16 protein-coding genes are annotated in these 14933 nt (G+C 40.5%); 11 read left to right on the top strand and 5 right to left on the bottom strand.

Annotated features, from left to right (window positions below; translation table 11 throughout):
• Both FRE64_RS04070 and FRE64_RS04075 read right to left on the bottom strand, forming a co-directional pair.
• Positions 1-891: a DMT family transporter gene (locus tag FRE64_RS04070; RefSeq protein ID WP_146294785.1), complete on the bottom strand. Its 891-nt coding sequence runs from the start codon at positions 889-891 to the stop codon at positions 1-3.
• Positions 892-1359 carry a hypothetical protein gene (locus FRE64_RS04075; RefSeq protein ID WP_146294786.1) on the bottom strand — a complete coding sequence of 156 codons (468 nt, stop codon included), beginning with the start codon at positions 1357-1359 and terminating at the stop codon, positions 892-894.
• Positions 1360-1463: 104 nt separating this feature from the next.
• On the opposite strand from FRE64_RS04075, the gene FRE64_RS04080 reads away from it, so the two are divergent.
• The 4 genes from FRE64_RS04080 to FRE64_RS04095 all read left to right on the top strand — a co-directional run bounded on the left by FRE64_RS04080 (position 1464) and on the right by FRE64_RS04095 (position 6193).
• A complete protein-coding gene (locus FRE64_RS04080; protein WP_146294787.1) occupies positions 1464-2330 on the top strand; it encodes an NAD(P)-dependent oxidoreductase in 867 nt (288 codons plus the stop codon).
• A 32-nt stretch (positions 2331-2362) separates the two neighbouring features.
• Positions 2363-4600: a putative PEP-binding protein gene (locus tag FRE64_RS04085; RefSeq protein ID WP_146294788.1), complete on the top strand. Its 2238-nt coding sequence runs from the start codon at positions 2363-2365 to the stop codon at positions 4598-4600.
• A 62-nt stretch (positions 4601-4662) separates the two neighbouring features.
• On the top strand, positions 4663-5661 hold the full coding sequence (locus FRE64_RS04090) for a potassium channel family protein (protein WP_222597857.1): 999 nt from the start codon (positions 4663-4665) through the stop codon (positions 5659-5661).
• Between the two features lie 184 nt (positions 5662-5845).
• A complete protein-coding gene (locus tag FRE64_RS04095; protein WP_146294790.1) occupies positions 5846-6193 on the top strand; it encodes a hypothetical protein in 348 nt (115 codons plus the stop codon).
• Here the strand turns inward: FRE64_RS04095 and FRE64_RS04100 are convergent.
• Both FRE64_RS04100 and FRE64_RS04105 read right to left on the bottom strand, forming a co-directional pair.
• The gene (locus tag FRE64_RS04100) at positions 6190-7689 is read right to left on the bottom strand and encodes a WD40 repeat domain-containing protein (RefSeq protein ID WP_146294791.1); all 1500 of its coding nucleotides are present in this window, start codon (positions 7687-7689) and stop codon (positions 6190-6192) included. The two genes, FRE64_RS04095 and FRE64_RS04100, sit on opposite strands and share 4 nt — an antisense overlap.
• Before the next feature lie 25 nt (positions 7690-7714).
• Positions 7715-8236: a hypothetical protein gene (locus tag FRE64_RS04105; protein WP_246140390.1), complete on the bottom strand. Its 522-nt coding sequence runs from the start codon at positions 8234-8236 to the stop codon at positions 7715-7717.
• Positions 8237-8701: 465 nt separating this feature from the next.
• Between FRE64_RS04105 and FRE64_RS04110 the strand changes: the two genes are divergently transcribed.
• The 7 genes from FRE64_RS04110 to FRE64_RS04140 all read left to right on the top strand — a co-directional run bounded on the left by FRE64_RS04110 (position 8702) and on the right by FRE64_RS04140 (position 13670).
• Positions 8702-9253: a protoglobin domain-containing protein gene (locus FRE64_RS04110; protein ID WP_146294793.1), complete on the top strand. Its 552-nt coding sequence runs from the start codon at positions 8702-8704 to the stop codon at positions 9251-9253.
• A 48-nt stretch (positions 9254-9301) separates the two neighbouring features.
• Positions 9302-9673 (top strand): roadblock/LC7 domain-containing protein, encoded by a 372-nt coding sequence (locus FRE64_RS04115; protein ID WP_146294794.1) that lies wholly within the window; start codon positions 9302-9304, stop codon positions 9671-9673.
• A gap of 47 nt (positions 9674-9720) precedes the next feature.
• Entirely contained in the window at positions 9721-10575 is an 855-nt protein-coding gene (locus tag FRE64_RS04120; RefSeq protein ID WP_146294795.1) for a DUF4388 domain-containing protein, read from the top strand.
• Between the two features lie 18 nt (positions 10576-10593).
• Positions 10594-11136 (top strand): GTP-binding protein, encoded by a 543-nt coding sequence (locus FRE64_RS04125; RefSeq protein WP_146294796.1) that lies wholly within the window; start codon positions 10594-10596, stop codon positions 11134-11136.
• Between the two features lie 137 nt (positions 11137-11273).
• The gene (gene thrC, locus FRE64_RS04130) at positions 11274-12569 is read left to right on the top strand and encodes a threonine synthase (RefSeq protein WP_146294797.1); all 1296 of its coding nucleotides are present in this window, start codon (positions 11274-11276) and stop codon (positions 12567-12569) included.
• A 105-nt stretch (positions 12570-12674) separates the two neighbouring features.
• Positions 12675-12962: a MoaD/ThiS family protein gene (locus FRE64_RS04135; RefSeq protein ID WP_146294798.1), complete on the top strand. Its 288-nt coding sequence runs from the start codon at positions 12675-12677 to the stop codon at positions 12960-12962.
• Positions 12963-13307: 345 nt separating this feature from the next.
• On the top strand, positions 13308-13670 hold the full coding sequence (locus FRE64_RS04140) for a DUF2996 domain-containing protein (protein ID WP_390622266.1): 363 nt from the start codon (positions 13308-13310) through the stop codon (positions 13668-13670).
• 174 nt (positions 13671-13844) lie between these two features.
• Here FRE64_RS04140 and FRE64_RS04145 read toward each other — a convergent pair whose 3' ends face one another.
• Positions 13845-14888, bottom strand: coding sequence for a Fe(3+) ABC transporter substrate-binding protein (locus FRE64_RS04145; protein ID WP_146294800.1), 1044 nt, complete (start codon positions 14886-14888; stop codon positions 13845-13847).
• Between the last annotated feature and the right edge of the window lie 45 nt (positions 14889-14933).

A 14933-nucleotide genomic window follows, 5' to 3' on the forward strand; every position in this document is an offset into this window, starting at 1 on the left:
TCAATAAATAAACAAAAGTGCAATTCCTGCAATAGAAATGATAACGCCACCAACGGCGCGAAGAGTAATTGGTTCTTTCAAAAATGCCACAATCGGCAGAACAAATAGGGGACTGGTAGAACTTAAAGTTTGAGCAATTCCTGTAGCTGTAAATTTGAGGGAAATTTGTTGTAACCAGATGGCTAAATAGGTGCTAGCAAAGGCAGTCAGAAAAATAATTGTCCATAAACGCCATGACCATTTTAAGGAAGGAATTTGTAGTTCTTGGCGTAAGGGATAGAGTAAGGGGATTAAAAAAAGCGTTCCTGCTGTAAGGCGAATTGTGGTACTCCAAAGCGGACTAACATCAAAGTCAGTGAAAGCCACCCGTGATAAAACTGCCCCCACTGCTTGCGCGATCGCGCCTCCTAAACCTAACAAACTTCCCACAATCAATTCATTTCGGGTAATATCTTGATTACTGGCTCGCTCACTAATGACGGTAGCAACTCCCACAAGAGTTAACCCAATCCCAAGCCAAGAATAAACGGAGAGGGCTTCTTGAAGGAAAATTAGGGCAATAATGGCAGCAAGAGGAGGAGCAAGGGTTTCAAAGAGTAAAGCCCGTCTCGCGCCTAAATACTTGAGGCTAGAGAAGAAAACTGTATCTCCAAACCCCACCCCAATTACCCCACTAATGGTCAAAATGATAATGGAATAGCGAGGGAGATAGGGAACTCCGTTACTGGTAATTAACAGGGTAATACCAAGGAGAAAAAGCGCGATCGCGCCTTTGAGAAAATTCAAGAATAAGGGTGATAGTTGTTCCCCTAGGCGACTGTAAACAACTGATGAACTTGCCCATAAAAAGGCAGCAAATAACGCTGCTAATTCCCCCTGAAACGCTAGCATTTAGACTGTGGTATGAGTATGAGGATGCTGTTTAACATTATCTTCTGTGCGAACCATGCGTTCAGCATTTAAAACTCGCTTTCGTTTGATGGAATGATTTAAGTCAGTTTTCACGGTTCCCAAGGGAAAAGACGATTGCAAGTGATCATGATACTTATAAGTACGAACTGCCGCAATAATCCGTTCGGTTAAGTCACTACCAAAATCTGCACCCTGAGGAAAATCATCTGGCTTAATTAAGTTTTCCCCATCAAACACTTCTTTCACCATTTTAGCCGCAATCATTTTGTAAGAGGTAGCCGATCCTTGTAACACCGATTCCAAACTTGATGAGGGCAATGGTTCAATGACTTCTACTTCCTTAGTTTCTCCCTCTTCTCGAATATAGCAAGTAGCAACGCCAAATACACAATAGTCATCGGCGGAAATTTCTGGTGCGTTACTAAAGAGAGTTGTTTCTGTGGTCATGATTTAATTTTGCTGTAAGTTTCTACTTTTAGAATGATCCTGACAAACTTTCTGTTTGATATCCTGCTTAAGCAAATATTCGTTGCATTTCTAGGAGTAAGTTAATGAAAATTGGTTTAATGGGAACAGGCTTAATGGGGCAAGCCATGGCAAAAACGCTCGCAGCCACTGACCTTTCCATTATGGCGTATAATCGCACTGCTGAGAAATTAACTCCCCTAAAAGAGGTGGGAATTGAAACTACAACTTCTCCCCAAAACCTTGTTTCGGCCTGTGATGGCATTATGGTAATGTTAAGTGATGCCACTGCCATTACTGAGACTTTACTCTCTTCAGAAACCGCAAAAGCTTTATCAGGGCGCACGGTTATTCAGATGGGAACGATCGCGCCACGAGAAACCCGAGAATTTACTGATAAGATAAAAGCACAAGGAGGAGATTATTTAGAAGCCCCGGTTTTAGGTAGCATCCCTCAAGCCCAGTCTGGCACATTACAGATCATGGTGGGAGGCAGCCAGGCACAATTTAACCAATGGAGTCCCATTCTATCCCATTTAGGACAACCATTTTTAGTGGGAGATGTGGGCAAAGCCGCCGCCTTAAAACTAGGCTTAAATCAGTTAATTGTCTCTTTAACAGGAGCATTCTCTCTCAGTTTATCTTTTATTAAAAAAGAGGGGGTTGATGTAGAAACTTTTATGTCGGTATTACGAGAAAGTGCTTTGTATGCGCCGACATTTGATAAAAAATTAAATCGGATGAATGATCACAATTATAGTAATCCCAATTTTCCAACTAAACATTTACTCAAGGATACTCGCTTATTCTTAGAGGAAGCTAAAACTGAAGGCTTAACTGTTTCTTCTTTGCAAGGCATGGAAACTATTTTAGAAGCAGCTTTAGAATTAGGCTTAGGCGATCAAGATTACTCGGCACTATTTGAAGTGGTGAAAGGAAAGGAAAATTCATAGTAAACCTTTAGCTCCCTCATTTGTAAAACTTTATGGTCGTTAAAATTAATGGTATTTATGATTTAGCAACAATTGATATTTCTCAACAGCCAGAAGTGGGGGGAAAAGCGATCGCGCTGAGTCAAATTTTACAAAAAGGGTTTCCGGTTCTTCCTGGAATTATTGTTAGCCGTCAAATTTTAATTTCCCTTTTAGGAGGCAAGGATCAGTTTTCGGCTTTATCTCCCTTTCATCTTGACTTTAGTAACTATGAAATTTTACAAAACACGGCTGAAGACTTAATTCAAAAAGTAGCCAGTGCCACATTAGAGGAGGAATGGCTAAACCAACTCTGGGAAGAAATTTCAACTTGGAAAACCTCTCATCTAATTCTCCGTCCATCCCCAATTTTCTTGCAGGATCAAGGGATGATATCAGGCTTATGGGAGTCCCAGTTTTGTGCTTGTCAAAAAGAAGATCTCATTACAGGCTTAAAACAGGTGTGGCAATCATTATTTCGCGCCCAAAGTTTATTTTATTGCCAACAGCAGGAGATATCATGGGAAGAATTAGGATTAGCGATTATTATTCAACCTGCTTATAGCGCGATCGCGTCTGGGACTTTTCAAACTAAGTCAAAAACATTGGAAATTCAAGCAGTAGAGGGATTAGGACATAGTTTAGTGCGAGGAGAAGTTTTACCCGAACGCTACATAATTAATCCTAAAACCCGTTCAGTTAAAAGTCATCAACCTGGAAATCAAACTCGCATTTATCATCTTGAGTCTCAGTTACAAGTGAGTTCTCTCAAGGAAACAAAAAACGCTATATTAGCTCCAGAGCAATTATTACAATTAATTAGTCTTGGGGTGACCTTAAAAAATACGACTCAGCAAAACTTTTTTGGTGAGTGGATACTAATTAAAGATCCCTCTCATCAAAGACAAGACGATAATTTTAAGTTATACTTAACTCAACTTAAGCTACAAACATCTCTTGCTAAGACAATGACTGCCTCTCAATCATCTCCTTCCCCAGTAATATTAAAAGGAATTGGGGCAGCGAAAGGGCAAGCAACAGGCAAAATTTATCTATTAAGAAAAAATGCTCAAGCCACCTTTCCTAAAGGAAGTATTTTAGTCGCGCATAAAATAACAACCGAAAGTGTTAGTCTCATTAAATACGCTAGCGGATTAATTACAGAAGTGGGAGGAATGACCTCTCATGGGGCAATTTTAGCTAGAGAATTGAATATTCCTGCTGTAGTAGGGGCAAAAGGGGCTATTCAAACTTTACAGGAGAAAGAAAAGGTAATGATAGATGGGGATAAAGGAGAAGTATTACATCCCTCTCAAAAGGAAACGCAAACAACAGAACCCTCATTATTCGTAGGCAAAAAAAATTCGGTACTAGCAACCCCCTTAATGATCAATATTTCCCAGAATCATCGTGCCACCGAAATTGCTAACTTACCTGTAGATGGGGTGGGGTTATTACGTTCGGAGTTGATGTTATTACCCCTGTTGCAAAAAAGATCCCTTTCTAGTTGGCTGTCTCCCTCTCATCGCAATAATTTTATTCAAAAATTAGCTCAATTGATTGGTAATTTTGCTGATCCCTTTTTCCCACGTCCTATATTTTATCGTTCTACTGATTGGTTGACGGTACAACAAGAAGATGACTCGGTTTTTGGGGAACGGGGCACTTATAGTTATGTTAAAAATCCTGATTTTTTTTCTGCCCAGATGTTTGCCCTCCGACATCTTCAACGTCAGGGCTACTCAAATATTAAATTAATCCTACCATTTGTACGAAATGTTGAGGAAGTAGAATTTTGCAAAACGTTACTAAAAGAGATGAATTTTGAGTGTGAACTCTGGATGATGGCAGAAGTTCCCTCAGTGGTTTATTTATTAGAAGATTATATTAAAGCAGGGATTCAGGGAATTGCGATTGGAACCAATGATCTCACGCAATTATTATTTGGGGTAGATCGCGAACAAGGAGAATTTCGACAACAATTTAATGAATGTCATCCTGCGATGCTGAAGTTATTAAAAAGCCTCATTCAGACAGCCAGAAAGGAGGGGATTCCTTGTTCAATTTGTGGACAAGGGGTTTCTTTATATCCCGAATTAATTGATTATCTCGTAAGTTGGGGGATTAGTAGCATTTCTGTAGAAGAATCTGCTGTCGAAAGGGTTTATGATTTAATTGCGCGATCGGAAAAACGGATTTTATTAGACGCGGCGCGGAAGCAAATGCATAATGATGATCCTCACTCCCTATGAAAGTAAAACTAAAGAAGCGTTTAAATTTAATTCTAATTCTCCTTCTTATTTTCGGGATATTTATGGGATTAATTTTTCTGTTGTTGTGGAGTGAAGGGGCGTTAAATTCAACAGCAGAGGCTTGGGAAGCTATTGAAAATGCCATCATTGCCTTAATGGGAGAATATCCTGACAAACCGAATACTGTTGCCGGACGAATTATTCAATTATTTCTCTTAGTTTTTGGAACCTTTGCTTTCGGCGCGATCGTGGGTAAAGTTTCCTCTTTTTTTGTCACCCGTGCCCTATTACAGGAAGAAAAAATGACCAACTTTCAAGACCACATTATCATTTGTAACTGGAACGAAAAAGCCCCAGCAATCATTGAACAACTTCTAGAAGCAGACAAAAGACACCCGCGAGATATTGTTATTATTTCTGCTTCTGTTATTGAACAAGTCAATGAATTAAAGGATCAAGAGAATATTCATTTTATTCAAGCTGATCCCACTCATCATGCGACATTAGAAAAATTCCAAGCCTCCCAAGCCAAAGCCATTATACTCTTAGCCGATGAAGAAAGCGAGGGACCCGACGAAAAAAATGCCCTGATTGCCCTTGCGATTAAGCATTTAGAGGAAATTCCTGGTCAACAAAAAGATATCCATGTTATCGGCGAATTAGTCAAATTAGATCGCCATCGCCACCTTAAAGAAGCGGGTGTGGATGAAGTAGTTTCAGCGCGAGAATATAGTTCTGGCATTATTGCCCAAAGTGCTGTTTTTCGGAATATGTCATTAATTTACCAGCAATTATTAACCTATTCTGATCATTCTAACGAGTTTTATTTTATTGAACCTGGAAAATACCCTAACCACCTTTATGGGAAAACTTTTCCAGAAATAAGTAAATGGATTAGTGAAGAAAGTGCTTCTCATCTTGAAAATCCGATCCTTCTCATTGGAATTAAACGAGGGGATGGTGAAATTCTTCTTAATCCGAGGTGGAGTTACTTTGATAAACTAAAACAAAATGATTCTCTAATTGTCATGGCATTTCACAATATCCAAAAGTTGGAATAAGCGGTAGTCCTGAACGCTCATCAAGTTCAAGGAACAGACTATCGAATCATGGGGATCATTTCAGTGCTTTCTCTAATCCCGTTAGGCTTAAGAAAGCGTTTTTGATCATTTCCCTCTTGTGATGGATAAACTAGATTCGATAATATAAGGAAGATGCTTAACTAGATTACTCCCTCATTGCGCTATGGCTCGATATACCTGTACCTTTTCGGTTGCGATTGATTTAGAACGATTACAGTCTTCTTTGAAGGAGATTTTAGAATCCTGTCATTTGGAAATTATTTACGATACGGGAGAATATATTATGGCGCGGGAAGTTCCAAACCGCGCGCCTTTTCCGAAGTTAGTTACAGCGGAAGTCTTAATTGACCGCACTACTGCCACACCAGAAGAAGTACGTATGAATTTAGTGATGAAAAATGAAGAACTCCCTTTGCAAAAGGATAATCACTGTCACCAGATGTTTGATTTAATTCAACAGGCTTTAGTGGAATACTCACAATGGGAACTTTTAGAAAAAGTAGCTGGCTAGACACATAACTCTGTTGTCCACTCATTTGGTTCTGTTGGTCCACGACGACATTGTTGTTTGCGACCGACCCAAGTGAGCTCCCAAGAGCTATCACTTTGTTTTTCAAATTCTAAACGGTATCGTACCGCTCCTATTGCGTCATCTTTTAAGTTGGTTTGAGTAACAGTGACAAGTTTTTGATTGGTTGCAGTTTCTTCGCTGATAATATTTTCCTCGGTTGCGCCAAATTTCTCTGTTAGACCATAAGTCTCTTCCGCAAAAGTTTTTGGGTTTTCAGTGGTGCGAGAGGCAGGTAATTCTTGGGCTTCATAATTAGCACGATGATCATTTTCTGCATGATCAGAGGTGGAAGCACCAGCTCGCCAAATACGAATAATGGGAGAGGGATAAGTGGATGGTAGTCCAGACCAGGCTAAGGTTTGCTCATCATCACTAAACGCGATCGCGCTTGCGCCTCCTTGTTGGCGAATTAAAATACTATTTTGAATTGGATTCCCTTCTAAATCCACTAATAAGGCATTCCGAAATCCTCCTCCTAGCATAGAACCATCAGGGCTAACCGCAACCGAAGAGCGACCAAAATACTCGTAACTATTCAGGGATTGCTCATTTTCCCAATCCCAGACAGTGAGTTGTTGAACAGACTCGGGATAATTACTTTGGGTAATTAATTTTTCCCCATCAGGGGTAAAGGCAACAGTTTTAAGGGGGTCTGTTGTGGATAATGTCCCTGTCTGAGTCTGATTACTGGCATCCCAGAGGCGAACATTGGTGTTATCTCTGGTGTCGCCAAAATTAGCACCAATAGTTGCAAGGGTTTGACCATCAGGACTAAGCGCGATCGCGCTAACAGGTTGCTCTTCAATGGTTTGTTCCTTGGTGCCATTACTGAGATTCCAAAGTTGCACTTCACGACCACAAGCTGCCCAAAGAGAACCGCCATTAGGGGTAAACTCGAGATCTCGACAACCGTTTTCGGCTAATTTCTGTTGGGGATTCCCGGTTTGAACATCCCAAAGAATGAGAGAATCTTGGGGAAATAATCCTTGACTCCAACTTGCAGTAGCAAGGGTTTGACTATCAGGGCTAAACGCGATCGCGCTAACAGGAACCTTTAAGCCTCCTTCTACTGTTTCATGTCCAGCCAACTCATTTAAAAGTTCCCCAGACTCCACATTCCAAATTTTAATGGCATCGGTACTGACACTAGCTAAATATTGCCCATCAGGACTAAACGCTAATTCAGTTACTTCCTCCTCGTGATGGTTTTCAATTTCATGAATCATTTCCGCATTATTCCAATTAGCGGCTTGAGCCAGTAAAACTTCCTCATTGTTACTGTTAGACTCTTGAGGTAATAAAGTTTCCTCATTCAACTCCTCGCCTAGTGAATTAGCCTCATCTGTTAAAGAATTAACACAACTTAACTGTGCAAATAAAAGAACAGTACAGCCAACTTGTAAAGTAACTTTTGAAATTATTTGATGATATAGCATAAGTCTGTAAATTAATTAAACTCAATTAAAATTGTAATCCCATTCCTCCTTGTAAGGAAAAAGCAGTTCCCCCGCCTTCACGAAAGGCATCAAATGTCACAATCGCATTACCAAATAAGACAGTATTTTCGTCAGGAACCATAAAGTCAATACCGGGCTGAATGGCAAAACTGGTTTGATCTCCCACGGGAGAGGGAGAATCTCCTGTAGCAAAGGAAGCGCCTGCTCCTAGATAAACATCCGTTTGCCAATTAATGGGAATATCATAAGAAACTGTTGGAACAATAGCAGTGCCTGCACCAATTAAACTCTGAGTACGCAGGGAAATGGGAGCTTCTAACAGCTTATAACGAACGCCTATCACTCCCCCAAATTGTTCTCCTTGACCCCGACTATCTTCTTGGCTACCGTAGGTAACACCAACTCCCATATAACTTCCATAAGCTGCTTGTGCAGAGGCAGTTTCAGTTACCAATAATAAAGTAGCGGTAATGGTGGTTAGGCCTAAAAAAAGTTTTATCATCTCTTTCATCTGATCTCTCTCCATAGCGAAGTTATCCTTAAATTTTAACCCTTATTGGAAAAAGTTAGGCAAAGTGTCATTAACTTCCTAATTATTAATCTATTGTTTTTGATAGTTTCTAAAACAAAAATTGAATGTAGGGAGCTTGATTTTCCTTTAGTTAATTTACTCTTGAGATAAATCAAGTCTAAAGTGTTTAAATTGAATTTTCCGTAATAATTACTACTATTTTGGTAAAAAGATTTAAGTGCGCGATCGCGCTTTCTTGCTTTTATTTAAATACAGATCTTTTGTCAGACTTTGAAAGAATGATTATAATCAGTCTTCCTTCATTGACTTGAGTCCTTAAAACAGTAATTTTTAAGTTTTCTTAACAAAACTTAATCATGCAAGAAAAAGGACAATATGATAGACTCTCTAAAGTGAGTTTCCAAGAGGTTATTTCTCTACTCATTCAGAAATTCTAAAGAAAGAATAAAGAGAATCAAAATGGCACAAGACAGACAAAGTTGGGCAATAAAAGATGAAGCGATTTATGAAGACCTAGTACAGTTAATGAACTTAACTAGTGAAGATATTAATCTATTAAAAGAGCTTTACCCTGAAGCTGAAAAACGAGTTCGCGAAATGACAGACGACTTTTATAGTAGGTTATTTGCCCATGAAATGACCAAAGAATACTTCGAGGGTAAAGACATGGAGTATCTACACAAAATGATTGGAAATTGGTTCTTAGATCTATTTAGGGGAAATTACGATCAAGACTATGTTAAGCAGCGGTTGAGAATTGGTCATATTCACGTAAAAATTGGCTTACCAGTCCGTTACCCTTTAGCAATGATTGATATTATTAACGCTCATGGTGAAAAAATTGCTGAAACTGGAAGTAATCCTGAAAAAGCGAAAGAAGCGGTGCAAAAAGTGACTGCTTTAGATATTGCCATATTTAATCAAGCCTACGAAGATAACCAACTTAATCACCTTGTAGAATTAGTGGGCAATGAACGTTTAGCCAGAAGACTTTTACAAGGATTAGGCTAACACCAGGAAATAGAAAGTATTTAACAAAGAGCAGAAAAGGAGAAAATAATGGGAATTAACGTTGAAAAATTAAATCAAATTCTTCAAGAATTTGTCAGTACAACCAGTGATATTCAAGGAGCGGCTTTGGTTACTCCTGATGGACTCCCCCTTGCTACAACTCTTCCTGGACAAATGGATGAAGATCGGGTGTCCGCTATGTCAGCTTCGATGTTGTCATTAGGAGAACGAATTGGTAAAGAACTATCCCGCGGCAATGTGGAAAGGATTTTTGTTGAAGGGGGAGACGGTTATGGCATTTTAACCAGTTGTACCGAAGAGTCCCTATTTTTAGTATTAGCAAGTCATGAGGCAAAACAGGGAGTGTTAATGCTAGAGATCAAACGCATTTTACAAGAACTGCGCTCGGTTTTTAGTTAAACTCTAAAGACTTTACACTCTAAAATTAAGGAATAATAGGTAGAATAATGGCACTTAGCGGTTTTCTCAACGATTTTTCTCTCGGAGAGACATTTCAAGTTCTCGAACAAGGAGAAAAAACAGGCTTACTTTCCATTCGAGAGTTAAAACCAACCAATCTTTCTAAACAGGAAACTGCCCCTGACCAAAAATACTATATTTGGTTTAAACAAGGACGTATCATTGCTGCTGCTGATCGTAAAGATCATCAAGGTTTACAGACACTTATGACAAAACGGGGTTGGGTAAGAGAAGAAACCTTGAAAGAAATCTATCAAAATAGCAAAGGGGATAAGCCTCTAGGTTTAAGCCTAAAATCTCAAGGGCTTTTAGATCACAATCAGCTTAAACTCTTATTTGTGACCCAAGTGATGCAACAGGTTTGCAGTCTTTTTAAGCTGGATCGGGGGTTCTTCTTATTTGAACAGGGGGTTGCCCCCTCCTTTGCAGAAATGACCGGTTTGAGTAAACCAGCAACAGAATTAACTCTAATGGGGTTACGGATGCTCAAAAATTGGACTCCCCTCGCTGATAAACTTCCTGAAGCCAATTCCGGTTTAATTTCTTTAATCAATACCGAACCATCTTATACTCTGAGTGCAGAAGAATGGGAGGTTTGGAAATATTCAAATGGAAAAACGGCTCTCTCCACCATGGCAAATAAGTTACAAATTCCTCTCGAAAAAGTGCAGCAAATTGCTTTTCGTCTCATTGTCATTGGCATTGTAGAGGAACTTCCCATGGCGGAAATGTTGCCACCTGAGACAGACACCACATCTGAAGAGGAAATTCAAGAACCTGCAACAGTGAGTCACTCTTTCTTAAATCAGTTGACGAGCTTTTTACAGAGTAAAGCACAGTAATTAATATTAGGTTAAGCTATGGAATTAATGCGCTTAGTCATTACCGGTCCTGTGAGCGCAGGGAAATCAACCTTTATTCACTCTGTCAGTGAAATTGATGTGGTGGATACAGATGCAATCGCTACTGATGAAACGAAAGAGATAAAAGCAAAAACCACTGTCGCTATGGATTTTGGGAAGCTCCGATTTAGCCCAGAATTTGCCATGCACCTTTATGGAACCCCTGGTCAAGAACGGTTCGACTTTATGTGGGATTTGTTAATTCGTAAAGCTCATGCCTACATTTTATTGGTGGCAGCGAATCAGCCGCAAGAATTTCGTTCGGCTCGGCGGATTATGACATTTATGAACCAACGAGTTCAAATTCCGATGATGATTGGGATTACTCATACGGATTGTGATAAAGCTTGGGGAACAGACAACATCGCGATCGCGCTCGGCTTTTCTGCCAGTAATTCTCCTCCCTTACAAGTGGTTAATCCCCTCGATACTAGCTCCGTTGCCCAAACCCTGCTGACTCTTGTGCAAAAATTTGATACTGCAGCTACAACCAACTCCTAAATTAAACTGATTTACGAATGAGAGTTAAATTTGCCATCTTATTATTTTAATCCCGACAAAAATAGTCTGGATTAATTGACGCTGCGATCGCGCTGTGTTAGTATCAAGCGAATTGAGATATCAAAGGAGATCAACTCATGGTTGTTGCAACTAAAACTGCTAATGCGAAGCCGACTTATACGAAATTAGTGTCAAAAGAAGGAGGCACTGAATACGATTTATTACCCCTTCATGTGTGTGAAGAAACCTTTGCCCCCTTGGAGGTCGCTTATGACTATGATGCAATTCGGGAACAAGTCAGTCGTGAAAGCATTGCTGCTGGACCGAAGTCGATCTGGCGGTACAAACCGTTTTTACCCGTGACTGGAGATGTCATTGATGTCGGCACAGGAATGACTCCTCTGATTAAATCCAATCGTCTGGCCCGTCGTTTAGGCTTAAAAGAGCTTTATATCAAAAACGATGCGGTGAATATGCCCACCCTCAGCTTTAAAGATCGTGTTGTGTCCGTCGCCCTAACTAAAGCTAGAGAGTTTGGATTTTCTACCGTTTCTTGCGCCAGTACGGGGAACCTTGCAAACTCCACCGCAGCGATCGCCGCTCACGCCGGTTTAGAATGTTGTGTCTTTATTCCGGCCGATCTCGAAATTGGAAAAGTTCTGGGAACCTTAATTTATAGCCCCACTGTCATGGCTGTCAAAGGCAACTATGACCAAGTGAACCGCCTCTGTAGTGAAGTCGCCAACAATCATGGCTGGGGCTTTGTGAATATTAACCTCCGTCCCTACTATTCAGAAGGCTCAAAAACGCTTGGCTATGAAGTCGCTGAACAATTAGGCTGGAAACTTCCCGATCACGTGGTTGCCCCCCTCGCTTCTGGTTCTCTTTATACCAAAATTCATAAAGGATTCCAAGAATTTGTTAAAACAGGCTTAGTAGAAGATAAAGACGTTCGTTTCAGTGGCGCACAAGCCGAAGGGTGTTCTCCCATTTCCCAAGCCTTCAAAGAAGGGCGCGACTTCATTAAACCGGTTAAACCGAATACCATTGCAAAATCAATTGCTATTGGCAACCCAGCCGACGGCGTTTATGCCCTTGACATTGCTCGTAAAACTCAAGGCAATATTGAAGATGTTACTGATGCAGAAGTTATCGAAGGGATTCAACTTCTTGCCGAAACCGAAGGTATCTTTACCGAAACCGCAGGAGGAACCACAATTGCTGTGTTGAAAAAGCTGGTAGAAGCGGGCAAAATTGACCCTGACGAAAGCACCGTCGCTTACATTACCGGTAATGGCTTAAAAACTCAAGAAGCGATACAAGATTATATTGGTGAACCCCTCGCCATTGACCCCAACTTAGACAGTTTCGAGCGAGCCTGGCAACGGTCTCGTACCCTTGATCGCCTAGAATGGCAACAAGTGTTAGTATAATGTCTTGTCTAGGGTAGTTTATTATGATGAGTTAACCCTCTTCTGAAGTAGAAGATGCCTTGGTTAACCCAAAATAAATGACAAGTATTGAATAACGAGAGAAACATGAGCGTAAAGGTTTTAGTTCCCACCGTCTTACAAAAATATACCGATAATCAAGCTGTTTTAGAATGCAATGGCAGTAATGTTAAGGAATTAGTAGAAACCCTTGAGCAAGAATATCCGGGCTTTAAGGGACGTTTAAGAGACGAAGAAGGAAAACTCCGTCGTTTCTTAAATTTCTACGTCAATAGTGAGGACATTCGCTTTCTAGAGCACGAAAAAACCACTCTACAAGATGGGGATGAGGTGAGCATTGTTCCCGCTGTTGCTGGTGGTTCAACTCGGAATTAATCAAGAGATGATCAAGAGGCGTTCTTTGGTTGGAACGTCTATAACTCTCTATAGCAGTTTTCACGCTTCTTGAGGGACATTCTTATTTTTTTGTCCTTTGTTGTTTGTAGCCCAATAACACATTAAAAATCACAAATCACAAATAACGAGAAAGTTATGTCAGAAGAAGAAACATCCAAGCAAGCCTCAGGTAACTCAGAAAATAATTCCGAGAATTCTGAGTCTAAAAAAGCCTCGGCTGCTAAAAAGGAAAAAGAAACATCCAAGCAAACCACGGCTAAGTCAAGCGATAGCCAGAAAGGTTCGAGTGCCAAAAAGGAAAACAAAAAAGAAGAAGAACCGCCAATTGAAGATAAACCATTTCCTGAATTTATCGAACAGCATTATCAACCAGCCTTAAAAGAAGCTCTCACTCAGGAGGGGATTCAAGATTTAGAACTTGAATTTAAAAAAGATAAGTTGCCCCTGGCTGGTATTGATGAGTGTTCGCAAGTTGTTGGCAAGTGGGATGGCGGAAAGCGTCGCTTTAATGTTTACTTCTTAGAGGACGATATTAAGGGGGAAAAAGCCTTTTGTTATAGTGCTAGCGACGCTCCCCCCAGTACCATTGAGTCTTTTATGATTGATGAGCGCAAAGTCAATTTAGAGCTATTGGTGATGTACACTGTACAGCGTCTCAATGGCCAAAAATGGCTATCCCGTAACTAAATTACATTTGTCCTTTGTCCTTTGTTGTTTGTTCTTCGTTGTTTGTCCTTTGTCCTTCGTCCTTTGTAAACCAATGACTAATGACTAATCACCAATGACCAATGACTAATGACTAATGACTAATGACCAATGACTAATGACTAATGACCAATGAGTAATGACTAATGACTAATCTTACCGCCATCCTGCGCGATCCATGATTTTCACGGCTAAAGGGTTATTGTTTCCTAATTGGGAAACATTCACTTGATCCTCCTTAAATTCGCCAAATCGCGCAATAACAGGGTCTAAAGGAACATTGGGAACAACGGGATATTCACTATTTCCTTGGGCAAAAATTGCTTGGGCTGGAGGACTGGCAAGGTATTCTAAAAAGCGAATTGCCCCTTCTCGGTTGGGTGCAGTTTTCACCACCCCGCCACCACTGACATTAACGTGCGCTCCTCGTCCGTTTTGGTTGGGAAAAAATACCCCAATGCGATCAAAAATATTCGGGTTACTGGCAACATGACCAGGCGCAAATCGGGCTAAATAATAAGTATTCGCAAGAGTGACATCCGCTAATCCTGCGGCAACGGCTTTAATTTGATCCATGTCTCCACCTTGGGGCGGTCTGACCATATTTTTAACAATTCCTCGACACCACTGCTCGGTTGCCTCTTCTCCGATATTGGCAATGAGAGAAGCCACTAAAGATTGATTATAGACATTGTTAGAAGAACGCACAACAGCGCGATCGCGCCACTTTTCTGTTGCTAAATCCTCATAAGTAGATAACTCAGACGGATCAACTTGCGTCTTATTATACATAATCACCCTAGCGCGTTTGGTTAAGCTAAACCATAGCCCCTCAGGATGACGAAGATTTTTAGGAATACTTTCCTCTAAAACCTCAGAAGAGACTGGCGAGAAAATTCCAGCTTCCTCTGCTCGCCACAACCGCGCGGCATCAACAGTGAGTAAAATATCAGCAGGACTATTGCGCCCTTCATTTTGAATCCGAGTAATCAGTTCATCTGCATTCCCCTTTAAGCGATTAACTTTAATTCCCGTTTGTTTCGTAAAATCCTCATAGAGCATCTCATCCGTGTCATAGTGGCGAGAAGAATAAATATTAATCTCTCCTCCAAGACTTAGTTTTTGGCTGCTTAACCCCGTAACAGCGAGAGTTGCGGTTAGTGATCCTGCACTGAGAAAAGAGCGTCTGCTAAGTTTCATTCTTTACTTGTACTTGTGTATAAACTTCCTTGTACTAGTTTAAGT

Origin of the sequence: Euhalothece natronophila Z-M001 (assembly GCF_007904085.1) — a bacterium.
Classification (GTDB): domain Bacteria; phylum Cyanobacteriota; class Cyanobacteriia; order Cyanobacteriales; family Rubidibacteraceae; genus Halothece; species Halothece natronophila.